The organism is Enterobacter sp. QK-SA4, from assembly GCF_056856775.1.
The window spans coordinates 3144913-3168633 of the sequence record NZ_JBXFXH010000007.1 but is presented as its reverse complement, the minus strand read 5'-3'; the positions used below and the strand labels follow the sequence as shown (position 1 = coordinate 3168633).

The 23721-nt window shown below is 50.4% G+C and carries 31 protein-coding genes; 14 read left to right on the top strand and 17 right to left on the bottom strand.

The genetic code is table 11. From position 1 onward, the window contains the following. Window positions 1-71: 71 nt before the first annotated feature. The 3 genes from ldtD to AC1VYI_RS16985 all read left to right on the top strand — a co-directional run bounded on the left by ldtD (window position 72) and on the right by AC1VYI_RS16985 (window position 3289). The gene (gene ldtD / locus AC1VYI_RS16995; RefSeq protein ID WP_045404140.1) at window positions 72-1895 is read left to right on the top strand and encodes a L,D-transpeptidase; all 1824 of its coding nucleotides are present in this window, start codon (window positions 72-74) and stop codon (window positions 1893-1895) included. Between the two features lie 174 nt (window positions 1896-2069). Then, window positions 2070-2621 carry a peptidoglycan L,D-endopeptidase MepK gene (gene mepK / locus AC1VYI_RS16990; protein WP_023311008.1) on the top strand — a complete coding sequence of 184 codons (552 nt, stop codon included), beginning with the start codon at window positions 2070-2072 and terminating at the stop codon, window positions 2619-2621. Between the two features lie 20 nt (window positions 2622-2641). Then, on the top strand, window positions 2642-3289 hold the full coding sequence (locus tag AC1VYI_RS16985) for an MBL fold metallo-hydrolase (protein WP_226483685.1): 648 nt from the start codon (window positions 2642-2644) through the stop codon (window positions 3287-3289). A 50-nt stretch (window positions 3290-3339) separates the two neighbouring features. Here the strand turns inward: AC1VYI_RS16985 and AC1VYI_RS16980 are convergent, their stop codons facing one another. The 16 genes from AC1VYI_RS16980 to AC1VYI_RS16905 form a co-directional block, all read right to left on the bottom strand. Next, window positions 3340-4530 carry an amino acid aminotransferase gene (locus AC1VYI_RS16980; protein ID WP_134866585.1) on the bottom strand — a complete coding sequence of 397 codons (1191 nt, stop codon included), beginning with the start codon at window positions 4528-4530 and terminating at the stop codon, window positions 3340-3342. A 184-nt stretch (window positions 4531-4714) separates the two neighbouring features. Continuing rightward, window positions 4715-5821 carry a porin gene (locus AC1VYI_RS16975; protein WP_319003405.1) on the bottom strand — a complete coding sequence of 369 codons (1107 nt, stop codon included), beginning with the start codon at window positions 5819-5821 and terminating at the stop codon, window positions 4715-4717. A gap of 606 nt (window positions 5822-6427) precedes the next feature. After that, window positions 6428-7828, bottom strand: coding sequence for an asparagine--tRNA ligase (gene asnS, locus AC1VYI_RS16970; RefSeq protein ID WP_032658183.1), 1401 nt, complete (start codon window positions 7826-7828; stop codon window positions 6428-6430). Between the two features lie 166 nt (window positions 7829-7994). Continuing rightward, window positions 7995-9197 (bottom strand): nicotinate phosphoribosyltransferase, encoded by a 1203-nt coding sequence (pncB, locus tag AC1VYI_RS16965; protein ID WP_134866584.1) that lies wholly within the window; start codon window positions 9195-9197, stop codon window positions 7995-7997. A gap of 184 nt (window positions 9198-9381) precedes the next feature. Then, on the bottom strand, window positions 9382-10674 hold the full coding sequence (locus tag AC1VYI_RS16960) for a tyrosine-type recombinase/integrase (protein WP_482881975.1): 1293 nt from the start codon (window positions 10672-10674) through the stop codon (window positions 9382-9384). A gap of 44 nt (window positions 10675-10718) precedes the next feature. After that, entirely contained in the window at window positions 10719-10976 is a 258-nt protein-coding gene (locus tag AC1VYI_RS16955; protein ID WP_058657756.1) for an excisionase family protein, read from the bottom strand. After that, window positions 10960-11331, bottom strand: coding sequence for a hypothetical protein (locus AC1VYI_RS16950; protein WP_063926589.1), 372 nt, complete (start codon window positions 11329-11331; stop codon window positions 10960-10962). The genes AC1VYI_RS16955 and AC1VYI_RS16950 overlap by 17 nt, the downstream gene beginning before the upstream one ends. A 2-nt stretch (window positions 11332-11333) precedes the next feature. Then, window positions 11334-12083, bottom strand: a complete 750-nt coding sequence (locus tag AC1VYI_RS16945; protein WP_045898569.1) for an ORF6N domain-containing protein — start codon at window positions 12081-12083, stop codon at window positions 11334-11336. An 11-nt stretch (window positions 12084-12094) separates the two neighbouring features. Further along, window positions 12095-12673 (bottom strand): hypothetical protein, encoded by a 579-nt coding sequence (locus AC1VYI_RS16940; RefSeq protein WP_045898571.1) that lies wholly within the window; start codon window positions 12671-12673, stop codon window positions 12095-12097. Then, a complete protein-coding gene (locus AC1VYI_RS16935; protein WP_045898574.1) occupies window positions 12673-13086 on the bottom strand; it encodes a hypothetical protein in 414 nt (137 codons plus the stop codon). The genes AC1VYI_RS16940 and AC1VYI_RS16935 overlap by 1 nt, the downstream gene beginning before the upstream one ends. Beyond that, window positions 13083-13724 carry a hypothetical protein gene (locus tag AC1VYI_RS16930; protein WP_075606948.1) on the bottom strand — a complete coding sequence of 214 codons (642 nt, stop codon included), beginning with the start codon at window positions 13722-13724 and terminating at the stop codon, window positions 13083-13085. The genes AC1VYI_RS16935 and AC1VYI_RS16930 overlap by 4 nt, the downstream gene beginning before the upstream one ends. Window positions 13725-13775: 51 nt before the next feature. After that, window positions 13776-14171 carry a hypothetical protein gene (locus AC1VYI_RS16925; RefSeq protein WP_482883362.1) on the bottom strand — a complete coding sequence of 132 codons (396 nt, stop codon included), beginning with the start codon at window positions 14169-14171 and terminating at the stop codon, window positions 13776-13778. Beyond that, window positions 14152-14355, bottom strand: a complete 204-nt coding sequence (locus AC1VYI_RS16920; RefSeq protein WP_482881961.1) for a hypothetical protein — start codon at window positions 14353-14355, stop codon at window positions 14152-14154. Before AC1VYI_RS16920 ends, AC1VYI_RS16925 begins: the two co-directional genes overlap by 20 nt. A gap of 115 nt (window positions 14356-14470) precedes the next feature. Continuing rightward, window positions 14471-14857: a S24 family peptidase gene (locus AC1VYI_RS16915; protein ID WP_482881955.1), complete on the bottom strand. Its 387-nt coding sequence runs from the start codon at window positions 14855-14857 to the stop codon at window positions 14471-14473. A 66-nt stretch (window positions 14858-14923) separates the two neighbouring features. Then, window positions 14924-15355: a helix-turn-helix domain-containing protein gene (locus AC1VYI_RS16910; RefSeq protein WP_006811077.1), complete on the bottom strand. Its 432-nt coding sequence runs from the start codon at window positions 15353-15355 to the stop codon at window positions 14924-14926. A gap of 201 nt (window positions 15356-15556) precedes the next feature. Beyond that, a complete protein-coding gene (locus AC1VYI_RS16905; RefSeq protein ID WP_023150198.1) occupies window positions 15557-16255 on the bottom strand; it encodes an XRE family transcriptional regulator in 699 nt (232 codons plus the stop codon). Between AC1VYI_RS16905 and AC1VYI_RS16900 the strand changes: the two genes are divergently transcribed. The 5 genes from AC1VYI_RS16900 to AC1VYI_RS16880 all read left to right on the top strand — a co-directional run bounded on the left by AC1VYI_RS16900 (window position 16248) and on the right by AC1VYI_RS16880 (window position 20539). Further along, the gene (locus tag AC1VYI_RS16900) at window positions 16248-16592 is read left to right on the top strand and encodes a transcriptional regulator (protein ID WP_023150197.1); all 345 of its coding nucleotides are present in this window, start codon (window positions 16248-16250) and stop codon (window positions 16590-16592) included. The genes AC1VYI_RS16905 and AC1VYI_RS16900 overlap by 8 nt on opposite strands. Before the next feature lies 1 nt (window position 16593). Continuing rightward, the gene (locus AC1VYI_RS16895) at window positions 16594-16791 is read left to right on the top strand and encodes a DUF4222 domain-containing protein (protein WP_044901834.1); all 198 of its coding nucleotides are present in this window, start codon (window positions 16594-16596) and stop codon (window positions 16789-16791) included. Beyond that, window positions 16788-17720 carry a hypothetical protein gene (locus AC1VYI_RS16890; protein ID WP_032621743.1) on the top strand — a complete coding sequence of 311 codons (933 nt, stop codon included), beginning with the start codon at window positions 16788-16790 and terminating at the stop codon, window positions 17718-17720. The genes AC1VYI_RS16895 and AC1VYI_RS16890 overlap by 4 nt, the downstream gene beginning before the upstream one ends. Window positions 17721-17827: 107 nt before the next feature. Then, window positions 17828-19699, top strand: a complete 1872-nt coding sequence (locus AC1VYI_RS16885; protein ID WP_032621744.1) for a toprim domain-containing protein — start codon at window positions 17828-17830, stop codon at window positions 19697-19699. Window positions 19700-19702: 3 nt separating this feature from the next. Then, complete coding sequence (locus tag AC1VYI_RS16880; protein ID WP_482881935.1) at window positions 19703-20539, top strand: antitermination protein; 837 nt, start codon at window positions 19703-19705, stop codon at window positions 20537-20539. A 111-nt stretch (window positions 20540-20650) separates the two neighbouring features. Here the strand turns inward: AC1VYI_RS16880 and AC1VYI_RS16875 are convergent, their stop codons facing one another. Next, window positions 20651-21571, bottom strand: coding sequence for a hypothetical protein (locus AC1VYI_RS16875; protein WP_045407358.1), 921 nt, complete (start codon window positions 21569-21571; stop codon window positions 20651-20653). Between the two features lie 144 nt (window positions 21572-21715). On the opposite strand from AC1VYI_RS16875, the gene AC1VYI_RS16870 reads away from it, so the two are divergent. From AC1VYI_RS16870 to AC1VYI_RS16845, 6 genes are all read left to right on the top strand, one after another. Then, window positions 21716-22102: a phage holin family protein gene (locus tag AC1VYI_RS16870; RefSeq protein WP_001283165.1), complete on the top strand. Its 387-nt coding sequence runs from the start codon at window positions 21716-21718 to the stop codon at window positions 22100-22102. Then, entirely contained in the window at window positions 22089-22370 is a 282-nt protein-coding gene (locus AC1VYI_RS16865) for a phage holin family protein (protein WP_000243812.1), read from the top strand. Before AC1VYI_RS16870 ends, AC1VYI_RS16865 begins: the two co-directional genes overlap by 14 nt. Further along, complete coding sequence (locus AC1VYI_RS16860) at window positions 22370-22999, top strand: glycoside hydrolase family 19 protein (RefSeq protein ID WP_318591199.1); 630 nt, start codon at window positions 22370-22372, stop codon at window positions 22997-22999. The genes AC1VYI_RS16865 and AC1VYI_RS16860 overlap by 1 nt, the downstream gene beginning before the upstream one ends. Window positions 23000-23006: 7 nt before the next feature. Beyond that, window positions 23007-23282 (top strand): hypothetical protein, encoded by a 276-nt coding sequence (locus tag AC1VYI_RS16855; protein WP_482881925.1) that lies wholly within the window; start codon window positions 23007-23009, stop codon window positions 23280-23282. Beyond that, window positions 23233-23433: a hypothetical protein gene (locus AC1VYI_RS16850; RefSeq protein WP_482881922.1), complete on the top strand. Its 201-nt coding sequence runs from the start codon at window positions 23233-23235 to the stop codon at window positions 23431-23433. Before AC1VYI_RS16855 ends, AC1VYI_RS16850 begins: the two co-directional genes overlap by 50 nt. Before the next feature lie 84 nt (window positions 23434-23517). Then, on the top strand, window positions 23518-23682 hold the full coding sequence (locus AC1VYI_RS16845) for a YnfU family zinc-binding protein (RefSeq protein WP_213841757.1): 165 nt from the start codon (window positions 23518-23520) through the stop codon (window positions 23680-23682). The last annotated feature ends 39 nt before the right edge of the window (window positions 23683-23721 follow it).

The following is a 23721-nucleotide window of genomic DNA, read 5'->3' as shown; positions in this document are numbered from 1 at the left end:
GCTTAGCCGTCTACCTATAATGAAAGAAAGCCCCAGCGTGATGGGCATGTCGTGAAAACAGGGGGCAAGGGATGTTGCTAAAGAAAGAATGTGGTCGTCAGCTGTCTGCGCTGAGTTTATGCCTGGCAGTGATGTTTGCTCCGCTGTTAACCGCCCAGGCCGACGAGCCTGAAATTGTACCGACTGACAGCTCGGCAACGACAGGGGCGCAGCCAACGTCGTTGTCCCAGCCGCTGGAGCAGTCTCCGGCGACGGCTATCATGGCCGGAATTAAACCGCTGCCGGAAGGCATCGACGCGGAATCGCTCAGTCAGCAGCTGCAGTCGGGGCTGCCATCAGGCTACACGCCTGTCTATATCAATCAGCTCACGCTCCTCTATGCCGCTCGCGATATGAAACCGATGTGGGAAAACCGCGATGCCGTGCGCGCCTTCCAGCAGCAGCTGGCGGAAGTCGCAATTGCAGGGTTTCAGCCGCAGTTTACAAAGTGGGTTGAGCTGTTAACCGATCCTGCCGTCACCGGGCAGGCGCGTGATGTGGTGCTTTCCGATGCCATGATGGGCTACCTGCAGTTCGTGGCGGGTATTCCGGTCAATGGCAACCGCTGGCTGTACAGCGATAAACCGTACAAGCTGGCGACGCCGGCGCTGTCGGTGATTAACCAGTGGCAGCTAGCGCTGGATAACGGCGAACTGCCGCGCTTTATCGCCAGCCTCGCACCGGCGCATCCACACTATGCCACTCTGCACCAGTCGCTCCTCGCGCTGGTGGGAGACACGCGTCCATGGCCGCAAATGCGCGGTACCGCGACGCTGCGTCCGGGACAGTGGAGCAGCGATGTTCCTGCCCTGCGCGAGATCCTGACGCGTTCCGGTCTTCTTGACGGCGGGCCAAAGATTGCACTTCCGGGTGATGATCCACAAAACGTCGCCGTCAGCCCATCAGCGCCAGTAAAAGAGAAGAAAGCCGTTGTTCTGAGCAACAAACCCGCGGCTTACGATCGCGAGCTGGTTGCGGCCGTTAAGCAATTCCAGGCCGCTCAGGGGCTGGGGGCCGATGGCGTCATTGGCCAGACGACGCGCGACTGGCTGAACGTATCGCCTGCGCAGCGGGCAGGGGTGCTGGCGCTCAATATCCAGCGTTTGCGCCTGCTGCCGGGAACGCTCTCTACCGGGATTATGGTAAACATCCCGGCGTATTCCCTGGTCTATTATCAGGATGGTAGCGAAAAACTGGCGTCGCGCGTGATTGTCGGGCGCCCGGATCGCAAAACGCCGATGATGAGCAGCGCGCTCAATAATGTAGTCGTTAACCCGCCGTGGAACGTGCCGCCGACGCTGGCGCGTAAAGACATTCTGCCGAAGGTCTGGAACGATCCGGGTTATCTGGAACGTCATGGCTATACGGTGATGCGTGGATGGAACAGTAAAGAGGCCATCGATCCTTATATGGTCGACTGGTCGACCATCACAGCGTCGAATCTGCCGTTCCGCTTCCAGCAGGCTCCCGGAGCGCATAACTCTTTAGGGCGCTACAAATTCAACATGCCGAGTTCAGACGCTATCTATCTGCACGATACGCCGAACCACAACCTGTTCCAGAAAGATACTCGCGCGCTGAGTTCTGGCTGCGTGCGCGTGAACAAAGCCTCTGAGCTGGCCAATATGCTATTGCAGGATGCGGGCTGGAACGATACGCGTATTTCGGATGCCCTGAAGCAGGGGGATACGCGTTACGTGAATATTCGGCACAATATTCCCGTCAATCTTTACTATCTGACTGCGTTTGTTGGTGAAGACGGGCGTACTCAGTATCGTACAGATATTTACAATTATGATCTCACCGCGCGATCTGGCGCACAAATTTTGCCAAAAGCGGAACAATTAATCAGGTAAATGAAGCAGTTCGGGAAAAATGATTGTCGTAAGTTAGGGTGAATAGGGGGCAATATCGCTGTAAGCCGCGTATTCACTGGGATTGGGCGCCTTGACGTACATGGTTTTGCCAGTTAAGGTGCCCTTCGTGCGCTAAGCATATTACGATTTCTTTTACCTGTAGACCTGATTATCATGGACAAATTTGACGCTAATCGCCGCAAACTGCTGGCGTTAGGTGGTGTTGCGCTTGGCGCAGCGGCCATCTTGCCGACGCCAGCATTTGCCACCCTCTCGACACCTCGTCCGCGAGTTTTAACGCTCAACAATCTCCATACCGGTGAGTCGCTAAAAGCGGAATTCTTCGATGGCAGAGGCTATATTCAGGATGAATTAGCAAGACTTAACCATTTTTTCCGTGATTTCCGCGCGAATAAAATAAAAGCCATCGATCCAGGACTGTTTGATCAGCTTTTCCGCCTTCAGGGCCTGCTGGGCACCAGCAGGCCGGTGCAGCTCATTTCTGGCTATCGCTCGATTGATACCAATAATGAACTGCGCGCCCACAGTCGCGGGGTAGCCAAAAAAAGCTATCACACGAAGGGACAGGCAATGGATTTCCATATTGAAGGCGTTTCGTTAGCCAATATTCGCAAAGCCGCGTTATCTATGCGCGCAGGTGGTGTAGGATATTACCCCAGCAGCAACTTTGTGCATATTGATACCGGTCCGGTTCGGCACTGGTAATAACGAAACACAGGAGCAGTATGAACTATCGTATTATTCCGGTTACCGCGTTCTCCCAGAATTGTTCATTGATCTGGTGCGAACAGACTAAACTGGCCGCGCTTGTCGATCCCGGCGGTGACGCTGAGAAAATCAAGCAGGAAGTCGCAGCAAGCGGCGTCACGCTGATGCAGATTTTGCTCACTCATGGTCATCTTGACCATGTAGGTGCTGCGGCTGAATTGGCTGAACACTATGGTGTGCCGGTGATCGGCCCGGAAAAAGAAGATGAGTTCTGGCTGCAGGGGTTACCCGCCCAAAGCCGCATGTTTGGCCTTGATGAGTGTCAGCCCCTGACGCCCGATCGCTGGCTGAACGAAGGAGAGCGCGTTAACGTAGGGAATGTGACTTTACAGGTGTTGCATTGTCCTGGGCATACGCCAGGCCATATCGTCTTCTTTGATGACCAGTCTCGTCTGCTGATTTCCGGCGATGTGATCTTCAAAGGTGGCGTAGGACGCAGCGATTTTCCGCGCGGCAATCATGGGCAGCTGATACAGTCGATTAAACAAAAGTTATTGCCGCTGGGTGATGACGTTACGTTTATCCCAGGACACGGTCCGATGTCGACGCTGGGCTATGAACGGCTCCATAATCCGTTCCTTCAGGATGAGATGCCTGTCTGGTAATCCGAATAAAAAAAAAGCCTGCGTTATGCAGGCTTTTTTATGAGCGCAAATTACAGTACGGCGACAATCGCTTCGCACAGTGGCGCCATGTTGTCAGGCGTCATACCAGCAACGTTCACGCGGCCAGAGGCCACGGCGTACACGGCAAACTCTTCACGCAGACGCAGAACCTGCTCTTTGGTCAGGCCGCTGAACGAGAACATGCCGTTCTGTTTGATGATAAAGCTGAAGTCGCGGTCCGCGCCTTTCTCAGCCAGGGTATTCACAAACAGCAGGCGCATGCGCTGAATGCGCTGGCGCATATCGTTCAGCTCTTGTTCCCAGATAGCGCGCAGCGCATCGTTGCTCAGGATAGTGGCAACAACAGACGCACCGTGTGCCGGTGGGTTAGAGTAGTTAGCGCGGATAACCGATTTCATCTGGCTGAACGCGCGATCGACGGTCTCTTCGTTAGCGGCAACCAGCGTACAGGCACCCACACGCTCATTGTACAGACCGAAGTTCTTGGAGTACGAGCTTGCGACAATCAGCTCCTGATGCACGGTTGCGAACGCGCGCAGGCCTTCGGCATCTTCTTCCAGACCACGGGCGAAGCCCTGGTAGGCAAAGTCAAACAGCGGCAGCCAGCCTTTTTCAACGGACAGCTTCGCCAGGTGTTGCCACTGCTCAAGCGTCGGATCGATACCGGTTGGGTTGTGGCAGCAGCCGTGGAACAGCACCACGTCACCTGCCTGCGCTTCGCTCAGGCTCACCAGCAGGCCGTCAAAGTCAAGAGAGTGGTTTGCCGCGTCGTAGTAAGCATATTCACGCACTTCCAGACCCGCAGAGTTAAACACGCTCTTGTGGTTCGGCCAGCTTGGGTTGCTCACCCATACGCGCTTAACAGAGGTGTTTTTCGCAAGGAAATCCGCCGCCACGCGCAGCGCACCGGTACCGCCCGGGGTCTGTGCTGTACGGGCACGTTTGTCACTCACAATTGCGCTGCCTTTACCGAACAGCAGCTCCTGGGTGCAGCGACCAAATTCAGGGATACCATCAATACCGAGGTAGTTTTTGGTGGTTTCGTTTTCCAGCAGATACTGCTCAGCTTTCTTAACGCTGGTCAGTACCGGAGTTTTGCCGGTTTCATCTTTATATACACCAATACCCAGGTTGATTTTGCCAGGGCGGTCGTCGGCACGAAACAGATCGGCCAGGCCCAGAATAGGGTCGGCAGGAGCGGCGGTAATGTTCTCAAACATGACGAAGTTCCATTGTGATTACAGAAGTGAAATCCGCTATCAGGTTAACGGTAGATTTACAAAATGCCAACCGTTTGCGACGAAAAGCGTGCGGCTTTTCAAAAGTCGCCATTATTTTCTGTCACGCATAAAAAAACAGGGCCGAAGCCCTGTTCATTAAGCATATAACAAAGTGGTGTACTGATTAGAACTGGTAGGTTACGCCCACAGCAGCCATATCGTCGTTGCCGTTCAGACCGCCAACAGCTTTCGCGTAGTCGGAGTCTTTGTCCAGCAGGTTGATATAGTAGTCAGCCCACACGTTGAAGTTCTTGTTGAAGTAGTAAGTGGTACCAACCTGGATGAATTTAGCCAGGTCTGCATCGCCACCGCTGAAGCCGTTGACCGCAGCCAGGTCTTTACCTTTGGTCTGCACGTAGGAGATTGCTGGGCGCAGGCCGAAGTCGAACTGATACTGAGCAACCACTTCGAAGTTCTGCGTTTTGTTAGCGAAGCCAGCGTCACCGTTAGAACCGGTACGAGTGGTGTTACGGGTTTCTGCATAGGTGGTTGCCAGGTAGATGTTGTTAGCGTCGTATTTCAGACCAACACCCCATGCTTCAGCTTTGTCGCCTTCACCATCAGCTTTTTGATTCAGAGTACGGTTAGCGTTGCTGTAAGATGCGATTGCACCGAAGCCTTCGCCGAAATCGTAGCCCAGGGAGTAGCCTACGCCGTCACCGTTAGAGGTTTTAACGTCAGCACGGTCGTTTTTGCCCTGGTACTGAACGCCCAGGCTCAGACCGTCAACCAGACCGAAGAAGTTGCTGTTACGGTAGGTCAGCAGACCGGTACTGCGGCTGGTCATAAAGTTATCAACATAGTTACCGCCCCAGGTCATACCAGAGAAGGACGGCGCCATATCGGTGTATGATTCTACGTCGTAAACGATACCGTAGTTACGACCGTAGTCGATGCTGCCAGCATCGCCCGCTTTCAGGCCAGCGAATGCCAGACGGTTTTTGTTAGTCTGAGCACCATTTTCAGCCTGGCTGGCCAGGAAACGGTATTCCCACTGGCCGTAACCGGTCAGCTGGTCGTTGATCTGAGTTTCGCCTTTGAAACCGATCTGCGCGTAGGTAGCGTCGTTATTGTTGGTGTTATCACCGGAAGTCACGAAATCGTGCTCGGCGTTAACTTTACCGTAGAAGTCCAGCTTGTTGCCGTTCTTGTTATAGATTTCTGCAGCGTTAGCTGCACCGGCTACCAGCAGGGCAGGGATTACCACTGCCAGAATATTGCGCTTCATCATTATTTATTACCCTCATTGGTTTTTTTATGACACTCGCCACTGCCGTCAATAAATTCTGTCAATAAATATTTCCGGAACTATTGATGAGAGTTTGGTGTCTTTATGTATCTGACAGGCATCTTTCCATTCGGCGAAGCGTTTCGCTAGCCTGAAAGTGCTACAATTCTCAAGATTAAGTAACCAAAAGAAATTATGTGTAACTAAATATGTATTTTTGGGAACTTTGTGAACCACCTCAAACTTCAGAACGCCCTGGCGAATTAAACAACAAGCACTATCCTATATATATGAATTCATTATGATTAATTGAGATAAAGGCGATTCATATAAACAGACGCTAAACGGCTCGTTTTTTCTTATGACTCCAAAAGGCCTTCCGGACGGCTGTAAAAGTGGTTGAAATTTGTGCTATCACTTGAGGATGTAATAATCGCAATAAGAATGGGGTTTATTTTTTGTGGCTGGATATTTCGCGGAAACAAAACGTAACAGGTAGTGGTTGTGACGGGGTGAAGGTTTAAAGATGCTGACTTTACGCTGACGAAAACTGACAATACAGAATAAAATAATGGCCAGCATAAGCTGGCCATTTTAGTATTGTATCGATTAGAAGCTGGCGTTACGTGGAGTACGTGGGAAAGGAATCACGTCACGTACGTTCTGAACACCAGTAACGTAGGCAATCAGACGCTCGAAGCCCAGACCAAAACCGGCGTGCGGTACGGTACCGTAACGACGCAGATCGCGGTACCAGCTGTAGTCAGCTGGGTTGAGCCCCATCTCTTCCATACGCGCGTCCAGCACGTCAAGACGTTCTTCACGCTGAGAGCCACCGATGATTTCACCAATGCCCGGCGCCAGAACGTCCATCGCTGCCACGGTTTTACCGTCTTCGTTAAGGCGCATATAGAAGGCCTTAATGTCTTTCGGGTAGTTTTTAACGACAACCGGCGCTTTGAAATGCTTCTCGGCCAGATAGCGTTCGTGTTCAGACGCCAGGTCAACGCCCCAGTAAACCGGGTTCTCGAACGTCTCACCGCATTTCTCGAGGATTGCCACCGCGTCGGTATAGTCCACCTGCGCAAAGTCGGCAGACACGAAACGCTCCAGACGCGCCACAGCATCGCTGTCTACGCGTTCTGCGAAGAATTTCATGTCGTCAGGACGCTCTTCCAGCACCGCTTTGAACACATACTTCAGCATCGCTTCAGCCAGACCCGCAACATCGTCCAGGTCGGCGAAGGCCACTTCAGGCTCCAGCATCCAGAATTCCGCCAGGTGACGGCTGGTGTTGGAGTTTTCGGCGCGGAAGGTTGGGCCAAAGGTGTAGATCTTAGACAGCGCACAGGCGTACGTTTCGCCGTTGAGCTGACCAGATACCGTCAGGAAGGCTTCTTTACCAAAGAAGTCTTTGTCATAGTCCACTTTACCTTCAGGCGTGCGCGGCAGGTTTTCCATGTCCAGCGTCGAAACGCGGAACATCTCACCGGCACCTTCCGTATCGGACGCGGTGATCAGCGGGGTAGACACCCAGAAGTAACCCTGCTCATCGAAGAAACGATGCAGCGCCTGCGCCAGCGTATGACGCACGCGCGCCACCGCACCAATCAGGTTGGTACGCGGACGCAGGTGGGCGACTTCACGCAGATATTCGATACTGTGGCGTTTTGCCGCCATCGGGTAGGTATCCGGATCTTCAACCCAGCCGGTGACTTCAATCGCAGTGGCCTGAATTTCGAAGCTCTGGCCCTGGCCCGGTGACGCCACAACCACGCCGGTAACAATGACGGAGCAACCGGTTGTCAGTCGCAGAACGTCATCATTGTAATTGGGCAGAGAATTATTAATGACGGCCTGTACAGGATCAAAGCAGGAACCGTCATAGACGGCAAGGAAGGAGATGCCAGCTTTAGAATCTCGGCGGGTACGCACCCATCCGCGCACGGTGACTTCCTGGTCAACGGCGACACGGCCCTGGAGTACGTCGGCTACAGGCACAACGCTCATAATATTCTCTCTGTTAATAGTCGGAAAAAATAAACACTTGTCCACCCTTATGGGGGGATATCTATGTTACCTGCCATCCGCTATCAGACAAGTAAATTTCGCAGTCAAAAGAGAAGAATTGAGAAATAAATAAGGAGAAGGGAGCCATAAAGGCTCCCGTAAGCGCTTAACTGGCTTTTTTGATCAAGGGGAGATCGAACGCTTTGCGCAATGCGCGGACAAACGCTTTGTCATGGCAGATGGTTTTACCCGGGCTGTCGGAGAGTTTTGCCACCGGCTTGCCGTTACATTCCACCAGTTTGATGACGATATTCAGAGGTTTTACCTGAGGAATATCGCAGGTCAGACGGGTACCAATCCCGAAGCTCAGGTTCACACGGGTATTGAAATGGCGATAGAGGTCGACCGCTTTCGCCAGGTCGAGATTATCCGAGAAGACCAGCACCTTGCTCATCGGATCAATGCCGAGTTTTTCGTAATGGGCAATGGCTTTCTCGCCCCATTCAACCGGATCCCCGGAGTCGTGGCGTAATCCCTGGTAACGTTCAGCGAACTCGGGACCAAAGTCGCGCAGGAAGGCATCCATCGTAATACAGTCGGTGAGGGCAATCCCGAGCTGATTCGGGTACTCCTCAAGCCATGCGGCCAGTGCCGCGCGCTGGCTGTTAGCCAGATCGGGGCTGATCTGCTGATGCGCCTGGAACCACTCGTGTGCCTGGGTGCCCATTGGCGTCAGGCTGAGGCGGCGTGCCAGATCGTAGTTGCTGGTGCCAACGAACCACGGCTCCCGCTGCAGACGTTTAACGATGGCCTCCTGAACGTCACGTGAGAAACGGCGACGCGTGCCAAAGTCCATCAGGCGGAAGCGGGACATGTCCAGCCCTTCGGTCAGCGTAGAGAAGGCTGCGAGTTTATTTTCCAGCGCGGCGACCGCCTGCTCGACGCCTTTTTCCGGCGAACGGTAGCGGTGAGCCAGTTCACTGATCACCGCCAGAAGCGGTACTTCCCACATGATCACTTCCCGCCACGGGCCTTCAAGGCGAATATCCAGTTTGCCGTTATCGTTAAGCACGGTGACCTGCTCCGGCTTATAGCGGAAATCGCGCAGCCAGTTCAGGTAATCGGCTTTGAAGAAAGGCAGGCCAGAAAGCCACTGATATTCCTCGTCCTGCAGCGTCAGATGCTGCATAGCATCGACCTGTTCACGAATGGCGTCTGCGTAGATACCGAGCAAGTCGTCGCCGCGACATCGGAATTCCGCCGCGACGTGAACGTCATAGCAGTGGTGGAAAACGGCTTGCTGCATATGCAGTTTATACGCGTCGGTATCCAGCAACGTATGCAGAACTGGAGAAGCGAATTGAGTCATAGGTGCGCAGTAGCATCCTCTCACAGGAGCGTTTAGTACAATAAACAACTCCGGAGTATACCTTGTTTAGTGATTTATTGAACCCCGATCACAACATAAGCGCGTTTTATGGTCGAGGGCATTTTGTGCCCCGTGTTATACAAATGTAGCAACATGGCTGCTAACCACTTGAATTTAAGGTTTTCTACTGCGCTACTACCATGCTTTGGGGCAGTGATGGGGCAATGTGTGAAAGCGCCTTGTTGAGCAGAGTAACCTGTTCGCCGCTCTTCTCTGACATCCACTTTCCATACACCTTGTAAACCATCTGTGCATCAGTATGCCCCATTTGAGTTGCTATAAAGTTTGGGTTCGCACCTGCTGATAATGACCAGCACGCATAGGTATGCCGTGACTGGTAAGCGTTGCGGTAACGAATGCCGGCGCGCTTGATTATCGGGGCCCAAATTTTATTAATCGAATTAACCGCGTAATGATATCCTCTTCGGGACCCACGCTTGACGCATTGAGGACTGAAAACGAAAGTGCAAGGGTGTATGACTGACTGACCATATTCCCGCAATTTCACTTCAATCTCATACTGCCGGCCAAGGCGCGTCAGCTGGGCCTGATTCCTCAGGGCATCAATAGCTGGTTGAATGAGATAAATCACCCTGTCAGTGCCTGCGTCGGTTTTTGGCAGGGTGAACTCATTCGTCTGGGTAAGGTTGCGTTTCACTGTGATGGTTCCGGCATGCAGATCGATATCTTCCCACGCCAGACCGCACAACTCCCCATGCCTCATTCCAGTATAGACTGCCAGCGACCAGAGATTTCTCATCTGCTGGTGGCCGCAAGCCTGGATAAACCGGATAAACTCTTCTGTCGTGAGTGGATCTGGTTCACCTTTCGCTTTTTTGAGGCGGTTAATTCCGCTAAACGGGTTTTCCTTCGCATAACCGTTATCCGCTCCGAACTGGAAGATCTCGGCCATCAGCATCATGTAATTATTCACGGTCGAAGACTTCCTGCCTTTAACCTGTGTCCGGTGATCCTTCTTCATTACATGAAAACCCGTCAGCAACTCCTTTCTCACGTACAGCAAATCCTCAGTGGTCACCGCGGAAACCATTTTGTTTTCGCCGATGCGCGGAAGCATGTTTTTTATGATGGATTCGTACCGACTCATAGTGTTAGAGCTGATTTCCATCCTCTTCAGCTCAGACCACTTTTCGGTAAGCTCCAGCACAGTAATTTCCTTTCTATCCTGACCGAACCGGGCAAGGTTCGGTGAGTTTGGGAATTTTTCCGCATAGTCAAAATTTCCCATCCTTATCGCAAAACAAACTGAAGAACGAAGCTCGCCGGCTATCTTGCGATTTTTGGCAGTATCAGGGACACCGAGGTTTTCTCTGACACGCTTGCCTTTATATACAAACCAGATGCGGAGTGAACCGCCGTGGTTTTCGACGCCTGTCGGGTATGATGCATTAGCCATTAATCCCTCCTGACGTCCAGGAGCGTTGACGAGTGTACTGCTTTTCATGCTGTCTTCGCACCTGGTTGATTTTTTTTCTGAGCCTCGATCCACTGATCAACTGCTTTTCTGTTGTACATGCATTCGCTCGAAGGCTTTGGATTGCCATCTGGTGAAATGTGCAGGTACTCGCGACCAAGCATCCAGGATTCTTTTCTGGCTCGGGTGATGGTTCCGGGCTTAAGCCCGGTAACCGCAATCAGAACCTTTTCGCTAACCCAGTCATTCGGCACCAGAAGAATAATTTCAGCACTGGTTTGCATGGTTCTCCTCCACTTTTTCTTTAGCCAGGCGAACGCACCGCGCGAAAGAAGAGGGCGTTACAATTTCGCGAAGAGCCTGAACCAGAAAGTCATTGTGCTGCTGGTGCAGCTGCAGGTTGCGTTCCTTCTCCTCATGGCGCAGGACAGCCAGACGAGCTGTGATGATGCGGCGCTTACCTTTGATCACCCGTAGCGCGTTTTCTGCCTTTTTCCGCCATGCGCTCCAGTCACTGCAGCTGTTCGATCTCGCCAGTTGCTCTTCAATGCTGAGCTGCGCTTCTTCTGCATTAACGAGCTGTTGCAGGCATTCGCTGATTGTGTTCAGATTGTCTGTCTCGACGTAGAATTTGTGCATTATTAACCCTCCCACCCAATCGCCTGGAACAGACCCATTTTAGGGTGATACCAGCGGGTGCCGCGCGGTTCAGCCTCTGACATCATCTGGCGAAACGCGGCCATGAATGGCTCCAGTTCGACGATGGCTCTGCGTGACAACAGCCCGTCTGGTGTCATAAATTCGTGCGTGTCTGTCGGGATGCGGTAGGCATTGACCAGATTTCGGCACTTGGCGTCACTCATTCCGCTTTTGGCTACCACCTGGCGGTAACCGACATATCCGGCTCGCATGGTGCCGCGCTTGATGTTCTCCACCGCTTCGGTGACCGTTTCGATCTGCTCTTCAACATGATTCAGGCGTTTTTGCTGGCGAACGGCATCGGCGGCCATTGCGGCGATCATTTCGATTTCAGTCAATGGTTGCGGTTGCTGATGACGGAAATAACCACTTACCAACTCGCGTTGTACTTTCCAGGCCAGATCATCGTTAAATGGTTTCGTCAGCATCAGGTAGCCTGATTCGAAGAGGACAATTCCTGATGGCGCAAATTTCGAAAAAACGCCAACTGGAAGGTCCGTACGTATGGTGTCTGCACCTAATTCTTCATAATCCTCACCACGAACAAAGCGGTCTTTGTTGCGATTAAATGCTGCACGAGCGGTTCCTTCCGGTCGCTGGTGGACTTCATCAATCATCGCCAGCGTCACAACGCGCTGACCGCGATATTCGACTGCCGGCAGCTGTTTGTTATTGATCGTTACAGTGTTCATTTTCGTCTTCCTCAGTGCATAACCGGCATGTCAGGCATACCTTCTTTCTGAATCTGTTCAATGAAGCTGTCATGCAGGAGATTGAAACCCTCCCGGCCCATTTTTGAGAGTCGAAGCCCGTTCTCAGCGTCCGTATCTAACATGTCCCGGTACATGCGCAGCGCCATCTGCTGGCCGAGTTCCTGACCGTATTTCTCAATGGCTAACCCTTCCACATAGCTTGCGAGTGCGAACCGCTCTGGCGCGGGATAAACACTGATTGAACCGTTTTGGCCTGAGTAGATAACTGCGGTATCAAACCCTCCAGAATCGTTGGCAACCTCAACCGTGCCGTTCTTTGCCTGCTCCTCGGCAATGAAGACGGCAACCAGCATCCAGCGCCAAATGATGATTTCTTTCTCGATGCCCGGGGTAAACCAGCCGCTTTCAATCGCTTCCATGATGCAAGCCAGCAGATCTAATCCATCCGGAATTCGTTTGTCATAATTACCGTTGTCGAGCTGGCGAACCGCAACGGAATAGCCAATAACGCGGTTACCAAAACGGATGCCGGTTGATGTCGGCTCTGGGTTAAACGTTGAATCAACCATCAATACACTCCTGCTGGTTTGATGGCTTGCAATGCATCCACCTCTTTGACGTAGCGCTCGTGCATTGCGTCCCATTTTTCACACCATTTCTCCATTTCTCGCTTGCGCGCCAGGATACGACGCAGACGGCGAATACAACGCTGGTGGGCGGCCAGATACTCCGCCTTTGTTTCCCCGTCTCGCCATACCTCCATATCATCGCGATCAATACGCACCCGCGGGTGACGCTGTGGAAAACCTGAACGCTCAAAAGCCTCGGTGGTCATGAAGAACGCCAGATAGCGGATCGCTGTGTCTCGAGTGAAGCATTTTTTAATGCGTCCGTGGCGTACTGCCACGAAAAGCGGGCCAACTGGCGTATCGTGTTTCTGCAATGCCAGATCAATTGTGCTTACGGTGCGTTTATCGTTCATCGTTTTATTTCCCCTGTTACTTTTTGCATCAATCCGGCGTGTAGGTCTGGATGGATTTCATCGCAGACTGGCTTCCAGTCTCGAGCCTGTTGCATCCTGGCTGCATGCCATGCTTTATGTGCTTCCTGTGCGCTGTCGAACAACCCGAGATGTTTGGCTTTCCCGTTTATGCGGATTCGAGCCCGAAACTTACTATGTGGCTTGTGCCAGCTCACACCCTGCGGTAATTCATCGCGTGCTCTGGTGTGGTCAGCGCCAAAGTTGTTAAGCGCTTGCGGAATGAATACACAATGCTCTGGTGAATAAGTTTTATTACCCGGATGTAATAAATCCTTGTCCAGTGCGCAGCCTTCACGGTAATAAGCTTTCCAGAAGGCCAGAAAATTACTGAAATACAACCACTCATCGCAAACAATACATCCTGCGTAGATGCGCGCATCCTGCTCTGTGTTCGGTTTGTAGCAACGTTGAATCATGTGACGCCAGACTTCGTACGCGCTGTGATGATGGCATTTACCGTCTATCCAGATTCCACACGGGAAATCGACATCAAAACGCCCAATGCCGCAAATGAGTCTCTTCTTCTTTTTCTGCGAGATTTTAGATTCTAAAAAATGGTCAATTTCGTATTTTTTCACGAATTACACTCCTGTATTCAGTTCATGAAAGCCCACTGCAGGTGAACCCACTCAGGAATTCGTATCGCTGTCAGTGCCATCAGCCGCCTCCATTTTCTGAGCTTCCACCTTTTGTTTTTTGACAAACTCAACCAGCTCAGAAATGAGCTCGTCGATTAATTCCTTCCCGCTATCCGTAAGAAATTCACCACTGCCATTAACATCGACAGCGCTGCTGTAAATTCCCTTGATAGCTTTTACGCCTTCGACATTCCCGTACTCACTGATCGCGAGCCTTTCGAATTTTCGTAATAATCCATCGAGAAGAATCTCTGTTAACTCGACCGTGTTAATACCGCCTTTATTGAGTTTGATAACAAGGCAGTTACTTCCTGTTTTACGCTGGTGGCGAAGAATGGCCGCTTTTAATATCCGGCGGCGGTAAGTTTCAATTATGTAGTTTTTCACGGCGTTCAAACTCCGAATCCATCCACGTAGATACCTGAGCCGATAAATCAAGACAAAGTCCAGATAGGGAAATGATTTGTTCGATATCCATATCAATAATGTTTGTGTTGATTAGTTCCATTAACTGATAAAGGTTATCTGCTGTGTTTTTAGCGGTTTCGATTGAACTATCTTTGCTAAGCATATTCAGACTCCATAAGCTTTGCGCATGAAAAGGTCTGTGATATGGCGGTATTCTTCGCCATAGGCCTCGAAGAAAAGCCGCGCAGTTTTATAAGCTGCTCTGTCTTTGATGAAAGTCATACTAAGCGCCTCACAGCCAAAGAAGCCACCACCCGACCGTAAATTTTGATTTCTTTCTGTTCATCGGTATTAAGGATGAAAGTTTCGTAATGATGGTTATCAGAGATGATTTTTAATGAGCCATCAGCTAATGGCTCAATTCTCTTAATGAAAAGGCATGGGCGACCAAAAGCATCCATTGTGTAAACATAAATGCCAGAGGTAAGCGCATGTCCACCGCAATCAACGAAAGCCACAACCTCACATGGTTCGATGGTCGGCTGCATTGAATCACCTTCCATCCGGCAGCTTTGAACGCGGTTGCCAAAGTCATTAATGTTGTCAGATCCGAACAGCATCTGAGGCGTTTTAATTGGCTTATTAATTGCGACGGAATTTTGCATTTTCATTTCCTCAGGGTGAGTTTGGCCCCACCAAGAAAGGTGTTAATTAAATAATGTTAATTAATTTTAAATCTTGTCGGCTTGCTTGCAGATGGTTTCTTGCAAGTCGTCTAATTTTTCATAAACGATAGTTAGCGTACCGATAGCCGACAATTCCGGAGGCATACAATCCATAGCGTTGGATAAAGCCATTCTGCAATTGCCAATATCCGCAGACCATGAATTAAGTTGATTGGAAGTTATAATGCTTGTTGGCTCTGTAAATTCACCACACTGCTCGTTTCCTGAAATGAGCCACAGAACATCAGAATGAAGAATGTTAGCCAATTGGATTAACTGGTCAGCAAACGGAACAGTTTTTTCCGTTTCCCAGTTGTTAATGGTTTCAGTTGTTAAACCAAGATGATCAGCCAAAAAATCCTGAGACAGTCGAAGCGAAGATCTTTGATTTAATATTCTTTTGCCGATGGTTTTGGCTACGGTGATTTGAGTATTCATTTCATTGGCTCCGTTGTTTGCCGATGAATGAACTTTAAGTCATGCAATAACTTATTGCAATAACAAAACTTATTTTTCTTTTGCGATTTAGTTTAATGCATTGATTTTTTTGATTAAATTTTGTTATTAAACTGCATGCTTACAGCTACAGACAAAGAAAAAGCCGCTTTTAAGCGGCTTCAAAAGGTGGGGTGTTGAAGGTTAGAGCCTATTGTAATTGATTGATTCATGCATTATGGCTTTACCCATCACGTAAAGGTCATCTTGGTTTTCTTCCGTGATATACCATTTCTCATATGCCGGATTATCCGATAAGACTGCCAGCCTGTTTCCCTGCATCTGGAGACGTTTTAGGTGAAATGTTTTACCAAAAACAAACACATACACACCATCCGTTAGAAAGTGTCGGACGGAAATGTCTACGAAGACACGATCACCGGAATTGAACGTGCTGGCCATGCTGTCGCCATTGACGGTCATTACTTTTACGACATCTTCACTACGATTCCCGAAGAGGGATTTTGCATGTTGAGTCGTGAACTCAATAGCGTGTAAAACCTCCACATATTCTGAAAGCATGAACGTGCCAGGCCCTGCACTCACTGAAAGGTCAAGAACCTCGACCCTGAATATGCCAGCGTTATCCTTTACCTCCCTTTCGGGCATGGTCTCTATCACATAGCCCTGTCTATGAGGCACATGATTTTTTCCAGTTGATAGCCATTCAGGGCTCACACCCAGCGCATTAGCAATCTCAACCAACTTACGTGTTGTGTTGGTTTTGCCTGCAACAAGACGCCAGATAGCTGGTTGCGAAACCCCAACTTTCATCGCTAATTCTGCCTGTGTAAGGCCTGCGTCAACCATCGCTTTTTGAAGACGATCTGAGAATGTGTTCATACCAATAAGCCTATACAAAAAGTTATTAAGTGGCAAATACGATAAGTTATTGCATAAAGTTATTCAAGGCTATACTCTTTCCCTATGTTCAATAACTTTTGGTATTTTTATGATCAATCAACATGTCAAGAGAGCTATCGATATTCTCGGCGGCCAAGCTGCATTAGCAAGGGCGTGCGGGGTTACTCAACCGGCTGTATTTCGCTGGCTTAATGGTAGCCGGGTTAAGGCTGATCATGTCATGTCCATTGTTAAAGCTACTGGTGGCGAAGTTAAAGCCTACCAGATCCGCCCAGACCTTCCAGATACATTCCCTCACCCGGGCAATGAGGTGTGATATGTCGCACTCAATCACTACCGAAAACCAAATTAAGCCATTGGATATCGATTATCGCGATCCGCGCGGTGTGATTGTGCATGTCACCGGCTGGAATCGGGATAAACAGCAGGTGTACTTCACCAGGCAGAATTATCCGCATGAATGCATGCAGCCTGTCTGGAAGTTTCAAAATTATTTCAGGAGGGTTGTGGAGTGAGCAATTTCTTACAGCTCGTTGATCGTCCAATAGCCTTTCAACGGTCCTTCGTTCGCCTTGGCGTGGGTATTACAGGTGCATTGCTATTGTCACAGATTGTCTATTGGCAGAACCGCATGGAAGGGAATTGGTTCTACAAAACCCAGTCAGATCTCGAAGAAGAGACTGGATTAACGCGTTACGAACAAGAGGGAGCGCGTAAAAAGCTGGTTTCCTGTGGCGTACTGGAAGAAGCAAAACGTGGCATCCCAGCAAAATTATATTTCAGAGTAAACCAGGAGCGCTTGGAAGAACTTCTACTCGGCGAAAACCAGCATGCAGGTATGGGGAAAACCAACAAACAAGGATGCGGAATTTCCGCAAACAGTGATGCGGAAAACCAGCATGCAGGTATGGGGAAAACCAACGAGCAGTCATGTGGAAATTCCGCATCCATTCATACAGTAGATTACCAGGAGACTACACAGAAGATTAATACAGAGAATAAATATCTTGGTGCATCGGCTGAAGCCGACACACCGAAAGTGAAATCTTCAACTGATTATTCTCCTGCATTTGAAGAAGCCTGGCAGGCATACCCAAAACGTAGCGGTGGAAATAACAAGCTAAGCGCATTCAAAGCCTGGAACGCACGTATTAAACAGGGCGTAAAACCAGAGACGATGCTGGAAGGGGTTAAGCGCTACGCAGCTTTCATGGCCTCTGAGGGAAAGATCGGTACTTCGTTCGTCAAGCAGGCGGCGACGTTCTTCGGGCCGGATAAACATTTCGATGAACCGTGGCTGGTAGAGACCCAGGAAAACAAAGTCCCTACCCGACAAGACCAGTCCCGCTACGAGTGGTACGCAAAGTCTGATGACGGCTCTGCCGAAGTGTTTATCAATCAGTCAGCGATCGATCGCATGAACCGTGGCGGGTATCGCCCATGAAAATACTCCTCAAGCGTTTGCTGGTGGCCGGATATAACCACGGCGTTCTGTGCGAGGGATTTGTGAGATGGTTTTTTGTTAAATTCGATTTACGGAGTTTGTGAGTTATGAGCCCAGCTGAACTATCAGAAAAACTATGGGATAACGCTGAACGCGTCGCTAAGTTTCTCCTTCCGAAAGGACATCTGGAGGGGAAGGAGTGGTGTGCTGGCAATACGAACGGTGACTCAGGCAAAAGCCTCAAGGTCAATATCGGCGGTAAAAAATCATGGGCTGACTTTGCCAGCGGAGACAGTGGTGACCTGCTGGATCTCTGGGTGCTGGTGCGTAATTGCCAACTGCACGATGCAATGCGAGAGGCGAAAGAGTTTCTTGGCCTGAAAGATGACGATCACCACTTCGAAGCGAAGAAAAAAACGTTCTCTCGCCCGACGAAGAAGGGCGTTAAATCGGCCAGCAAATGCTACGACTATCTTGCTTCACGTGGCATTACCCGTGAAACGGCCGATCGTTTTAAAGTGACAGATGCGGTGGTCTGGTACCACGACGAAAACCGAGAGGTGCCTGCCGTGGCATTTCCGTATATCCGGAACGGCGAACTGCTTCAGGTAAAACGTATCGGTACCGAACGGCCAAACGGCAAAAAGCTAATTATGGCTGAAGCTGATTGTGAACCATGCCTGTTTGGCTGGCAGGCGCTGGATAAAAATACCCGCCTGGTAGTGCTGTGCGAGGGGGAGATTGACTGCATGACCTTCACGCAGCTTGGCTATGATGCCCTGTCTGTTCCCTTTGGCGGCGGTAAGGGTGCCAAACAGCAGTGGATTGAATATGAATACCATAACCTCGATCGCTTCCAGGAAATTTGGCTGTGCCTGGACAACGACGATGTAGGCCGTGAAGCTGCAAAAGAAATCGCCAGACGTCTTGGGGAACATCGTTGCCGCATGGTTGAACTTCCCCACAAAGATATCAACGATTGCCTGATGAACGGCATGGACAGCGACTCCATTCTGGAATACATGGAGCGCGCCAAATTCTTCGATCCCGATGAGCTTTGCTCAGCAGGGGACTTGCTTCAGGAAACTATCGAGGCATTCGAACATCGGGATACCGGTCTGTTTACAAGCCCATGGGCTTCGCTGAACAACAACTTTAAGTTCCGTGCCGGTGAACTGACCCTCGTCAATGGTGTGAATGGACATGGAAAAACAGAGCTCGTTGGACATATCGCGATTGATGCGATGAGTCAGGGCGTCAGGACGTGTATTGCTTCTCTGGAGCTTAAACCAGGCAAAATGCTTGCCCGACTCACGCGGCAAACCATCTGCACTTCCTCACCGAAACGTGAAGAAATCATTATGACCAACGAATGGTTTTCTGACCGCCTTTGGGTATTCAAACTTACCGGAACGGCCAAAGCAGACCGGCTTCTTGAGATTTTTGCCTATGCCCGGCGCCGCTATGGCATTGAGCTGTTCGTCATAGATAACCTGGCTAAATGTGGCTTAGACGAAGAAGACTACACAGGTCAGAAGGACTTCATCGATACGCTGTGCGACTTCAAGAACGAGCATAACTGTCACGTCCTGCTGGTTACCCACGCCAGAAAAACAAACGACTCCGCTCCAACAGGAAAGATGGACGTAAAAGGCACTGGCGCCTTAACCGACATGCCCGACAACGTTATGGCCGTCTGGCGCAACATTCCCCGTGAGCTGGCGCAGAGAAAAGCGGATCGTATGGGTTATGAGAGCCTCGACAAAGACGAACAGGCCGCGATCAATCTCCCCGCTTCAATGATTCGTTTGTTGAAGCAACGAGAAGGGGAAGGGTGGATCGGTGACATCGGAGCTAATTTCGACTCTCGCTCTCACCAGTTCCTGGAAGGCGAGAAAAAACCATTTAACTACCTGGTCGGTAAGCCGCAAAGCGAGCTTGATCTCGAGTGGGAAGCCAGCAACGTAACGAGGGTTTGAGATATGGAACTTGAAGCATCACTAAAATACTTTAGCCCTCAGGGAATGCAGATCAGCGACGACGTGAAGGGAACTTCTCCGGACCGCCTTACAGGAACAGACGTAATGGCGGCGATTGGTACCACCAGCAGCCGTGCGCGCTTCGGCCTGGCGGCGTTCTTCGGTAAAGCGGGAATCAGCAAAACGGATGAACAGCTCGCAGTTCAGGCGCTGGCGCGATATGCGATGGATGTCGCACCGAAGAATGTTCGCAAAGCAGCTGGTGGGCAGTTCGGATGGTGCATGCAGATGCTGGCGCAGTTTGCCTTTGCTGATTACTCCCGTTCGGCCGCCACCAGCGCGACGTGTCACAGCTGTTGCGGTACCGGGCGAACAACCCGCGAGCAGATTACCCGCAAAGTTTCTTACCCATGGGGTAAAGCGCCATACTGGGCCTGCCGCTCTCGTGCTGTTCAACCATCTGACTGGGAGCAGTGGACGGAGGTAACAGAGGTTGTACCGGCGGTCTGTGATGCTTGCGAAGGCAAGGGAACGATCAGCGCCCGTTGTCGTTGCGGCGGTAAAGGCGAGGTTCTAGACCGCAAGGCCACAAGCGAGCGCGGCGCTCCGGTGTTTAAAACCTGCGAGCGCTGCAGCGGAAATGGATTTTCTGCGGTGCCGTCTACCGCAGCCTATAAAGTGATACTGAAGCGCGTTCCGGATCTGCACGTCAGAACATGGACTCGCAACTGGAAACCGTTTCTTGAGGCGTTGGTGAGCATTTGCCAGCAAGAGGAGGGGAAGGCGGCAAGGGAATTTCAGGCTGTAACCAGTAGCTGTGAAGAAAGCAGCAAAGTTTAGTTTTTTCACTACATAAAGCTTGATTTTGTCCGAACTTGTCATGTATGCTTCTAATCATGCGGAGTAACGCCTAAAAGATTTCAACATGAAGCCCCTCTCGGGGCTTTTTTATTACTTAAGCCAACCTAAAAAGCCCATAAAGTTTTTAAGCTCGATTTCTTCTGCTGTCGAAGAGTATTTTATTTTATTTGCTATAGGTAATAGGTTCTTTTTAGTTAAGAACTTACCGGCTTGATGTTTTAGGTTTTTTAGTTGTTTGATTCGTTCTTCAATTGTGGCCGCGATTCTGGCAGTTTCAGCAATCTCAGGGCTTGGTGCTGTCGATAGGTCAATGGTACGAATTTTTTTGATGTCTTCACTTATAGATACAAATAAATTTCGAAGATTATTTTCGGGTAGCAGCACATGGGTAAATGATACTTTCCCCATGTCGTACTCGCTTGTTGCCTCTCCAGAATCCCGCATATGCTTATTCATTGCAAAAAGAATGGTTCTTGTCTTCTTATCAGTTTCAACTTCTGAAAGAGTCACAAAGCCACTCTGATTTTTTTCTAATAGACGGATTTCTGCAGCCCCAAGCCTGCCAGAAAAATTGGAGTTTTTACTTTTTTCAATAGCAAACGACAGATAATCGATAGTGGGCTTGACGCTTCGTAGCGCTTCAATATTTTTTTTCCATGCATCACACTTATCTTTTGCGGTGCTAATAATTTCTCGGTTTGTTTCGATCTCCATGAATTTATTGAAACTGAGAACGTTTTCACCAAACTCAACTCCAAATTCGTTTTTTCCACATTTGTTGCCGATGTTGGTTTCTATACCTCTTGAGGTTTTGACGATGTAACCCATTTGGTGTGGCTGGTTGCATCCAGTTAAACCACAGTGGATTTCTTCCTTAAATTTATAGTAACCAATAATCTCCTCAAACTGATGATCGCCTTTTGCTATTTTGGCAACAAAATTTGGTCTTGAAGTGATTAGCTCCCAGTCGTCAACTTTTTCGCTGCCATTTTCTGTTCGAAGAAAAATCATGAATCGCTCCATTCGATAGTGGACCGTTTATTTTATCGCCATGCAATTGAGATCACCATATCTTAGTTTCACTTTTGAAATTGATTCGTTTGGCGGCCTTACTTCCCCTCATATTGAGAGGATTCACAGCATTGAGGGGGACCGATGTCCGATCCGATTTCCGGCACTGGCTTAGCCGGTGGCGCTCTGACGGGTGCCAGTATCTATGGCCTGCTTACAGGCACCGATTATGGCGTGGTATTTGGCGCATTTGCAGGTGCCGTATTCTACATCGCCACAGCAGCTGATCTGAGTGCAACCCGCCGGCTGGCATATTTCATAGTGTCGTATATCGCCGGGATCTTATGCTCCGGGCTGGTAGGCTCAAAGTTATCTGCCTGGACCGGTTACAGTGATAAACCTCTGGACGCCATCGGTGCCGTAATCATTTCTGCATTAGCCGTCAAAATCCTGACGTTCCTGAATAACCAGGATGTCGGCTCGCTGGTGGCGCTGATAACGCGCCGGGGAGGTTCAGGTGGTACTAAATGACCCAACTGCAACATTAAACGCTCTGATCTGTGCCGGAGTGGTGGTTACTCTGATGTTTTATCGCCGGGGTGACTCCCGCCATCGCCCGTGGGTTTCCAGGTTGGCATGGCTGATTACCGTCACTTACAGCGCGGTACCGCTTGCGTACCTGTGCGGGATTTATCCTCATTCTTCCTGGTCCTCCATCGGGGCCAATATCATCTTTCTTTCCGTGCTGGTGGCCGTTAAAGGCAACGTGGCACGCCTGGTTGATCATCTGAGGCACTAATGGACCAAACACAATTTCAAAAGGCGGCAGGTATAAGCGCCGGTCTAGCCGTGCGCTGGTTTCACTATATCGATGCTGCAATGAAGGAATTCGGCATAACCGCGCCGCTCGATCAGGCCATGTTTATCGCGCAGATGGGCCATGAGTCCGGCGGTTTCACCCGGCTGGTGGAAAACCTGAACTATTCGGCAGAAAACCTGGTACCTACGTTCGGCAGGCATCGCATTACTGCACAGCAGGCCGCCGCACTCGGCAGAACGGCAACGCAACCGGCAAATCAAAAAGCGATAGCCAATCTGGTTTATGGCGGTGAGTGGGGCAAAAAGAACCTGGGCAACCAGGTTGCTGGTGATGGCTGGAAATATCGCGGCCGCGGCCTGAAGCAAATCACCGGGCTTAGCAACTATCACAGCTGCGGCCAGGCGCTCAAACTGGATCTGGTTTCGTACCCCGAACTGCTGGAACGAGATGAATTCGCCGCACGCTCAGCTGCATGGTTCTACGTCTCTCACGGCTGCCTGCTTCATTCCGGAGACGTGGAGCGCGTCACGCTGCTTATTAATGGCGGTCGTAACGGGCTGGATAAACGCCGCGCGCTGTTTAACCTGGCGAAATCTGTGCTGGTGTGAGGTCACTATGGGCTTTGAAACTTTAATTGGTATCGCTGCAGCAGTCATTGCTGCCATCGCCGGTGCGTTCGGCCTGGGCCATATTCGCGGCACCAGCAAAGCGGAAGCGAAAGCCGACCAGCAGCGCACCGAATATAACGCAGCGGCAACGGTCGCAGCAGCAGAACGCCGGGTTGAGACAACGAAAGAGGCCAGCAATGTACAGCAGACTGTTAACCATATGCCTGGCGACGATGTTGATCGGGAGTTGCGCGAAAAGTTTACCCGCCCCGGTGGTGGTTGATACGGGCTGCCTGTGGAGCCGGATTATCTATCTGACAAACCACGATATTGACGTTCTGGACCGCCAGACTAAGAAAGACATCTTGGCGCATAACAAAGCGTGGCAGGCGAACTGCAAACAACCAACCGATAGCAGTATATTAACAAGGTGATTAAGTGCTAAGGCGTGGTCAGTTGTGATTAAAAAGTATCCAGCCGTGTTATGATAGACCTCACTCTTAGAGAGGTTAAAAATTATGTCATTCTTCGATTACGCACTTAAACGCGTTGAAGCGGCGACCAAAACAACAGTGACTTGCCCGATATGTGGTCATCACTCTAATCAACCTTCCACAAAAGTACGACAGGAGCTGCCGTTGCTTTGTCCTCGATGCAAATCACTATTTGTCATTCACAGATAATATGCTGACCTGCTGAATATAACCGCCTCCGGGCGGTTT

Coding starts and splice junctions, on each gene's coding strand:
- ldtD (WP_045404140.1), top strand. CDS start 72: ATGTTGCTAAAGAAAGAATGTGGTCGTCAGCTGTCTGCGCTGAGTTTA.
- mepK (WP_023311008.1), top strand. CDS start 2,070: ATGGACAAATTTGACGCTAATCGCCGCAAACTGCTGGCGTTAGGTGGT.
- AC1VYI_RS16985 (WP_226483685.1), top strand. CDS start 2,642: ATGAACTATCGTATTATTCCGGTTACCGCGTTCTCCCAGAATTGTTCA.
- AC1VYI_RS16980 (WP_134866585.1), bottom strand. CDS start 4,530: ATGTTTGAGAACATTACCGCCGCTCCTGCCGACCCTATTCTGGGCCTG.
- AC1VYI_RS16975 (WP_319003405.1), bottom strand. CDS start 5,821: ATGATGAAGCGCAATATTCTGGCAGTGGTAATCCCTGCCCTGCTGGTA.
- asnS (WP_032658183.1), bottom strand. CDS start 7,828: ATGAGCGTTGTGCCTGTAGCCGACGTACTCCAGGGCCGTGTCGCCGTT.
- pncB (WP_134866584.1), bottom strand. CDS start 9,197: ATGACTCAATTCGCTTCTCCAGTTCTGCATACGTTGCTGGATACCGAC.
- AC1VYI_RS16960 (WP_482881975.1), bottom strand. CDS start 10,674: ATGGCTAATGCATCATACCCGACAGGCGTCGAAAACCACGGCGGTTCA.
- AC1VYI_RS16955 (WP_058657756.1), bottom strand. CDS start 10,976: ATGCAAACCAGTGCTGAAATTATTCTTCTGGTGCCGAATGACTGGGTT.
- AC1VYI_RS16950 (WP_063926589.1), bottom strand. CDS start 11,331: ATGCACAAATTCTACGTCGAGACAGACAATCTGAACACAATCAGCGAA.
- AC1VYI_RS16945 (WP_045898569.1), bottom strand. CDS start 12,083: ATGAACACTGTAACGATCAATAACAAACAGCTGCCGGCAGTCGAATAT.
- AC1VYI_RS16940 (WP_045898571.1), bottom strand. CDS start 12,673: ATGGTTGATTCAACGTTTAACCCAGAGCCGACATCAACCGGCATCCGT.
- AC1VYI_RS16935 (WP_045898574.1), bottom strand. CDS start 13,086: ATGAACGATAAACGCACCGTAAGCACAATTGATCTGGCATTGCAGAAA.
- AC1VYI_RS16920 (WP_482881961.1), bottom strand. CDS start 14,355: ATGCTTAGCAAAGATAGTTCAATCGAAACCGCTAAAAACACAGCAGAT.
- AC1VYI_RS16915 (WP_482881955.1), bottom strand. CDS start 14,857: ATGCAAAATTCCGTCGCAATTAATAAGCCAATTAAAACGCCTCAGATG.
- AC1VYI_RS16910 (WP_006811077.1), bottom strand. CDS start 15,355: ATGAATACTCAAATCACCGTAGCCAAAACCATCGGCAAAAGAATATTA.
- AC1VYI_RS16905 (WP_023150198.1), bottom strand. CDS start 16,255: ATGAACACATTCTCAGATCGTCTTCAAAAAGCGATGGTTGACGCAGGC.
- AC1VYI_RS16895 (WP_044901834.1), top strand. CDS start 16,594: ATGTCGCACTCAATCACTACCGAAAACCAAATTAAGCCATTGGATATC.
- AC1VYI_RS16885 (WP_032621744.1), top strand. CDS start 17,828: ATGAGCCCAGCTGAACTATCAGAAAAACTATGGGATAACGCTGAACGC.
- AC1VYI_RS16880 (WP_482881935.1), top strand. CDS start 19,703: ATGGAACTTGAAGCATCACTAAAATACTTTAGCCCTCAGGGAATGCAG.
- AC1VYI_RS16875 (WP_045407358.1), bottom strand. CDS start 21,571: ATGATTTTTCTTCGAACAGAAAATGGCAGCGAAAAAGTTGACGACTGG.
- AC1VYI_RS16870 (WP_001283165.1), top strand. CDS start 21,716: ATGTCCGATCCGATTTCCGGCACTGGCTTAGCCGGTGGCGCTCTGACG.
- AC1VYI_RS16860 (WP_318591199.1), top strand. CDS start 22,370: ATGGACCAAACACAATTTCAAAAGGCGGCAGGTATAAGCGCCGGTCTA.
- AC1VYI_RS16855 (WP_482881925.1), top strand. CDS start 23,007: ATGGGCTTTGAAACTTTAATTGGTATCGCTGCAGCAGTCATTGCTGCC.
- AC1VYI_RS16850 (WP_482881922.1), top strand. CDS start 23,233: ATGTTGATCGGGAGTTGCGCGAAAAGTTTACCCGCCCCGGTGGTGGTT.
- AC1VYI_RS16845 (WP_213841757.1), top strand. CDS start 23,518: ATGTCATTCTTCGATTACGCACTTAAACGCGTTGAAGCGGCGACCAAA.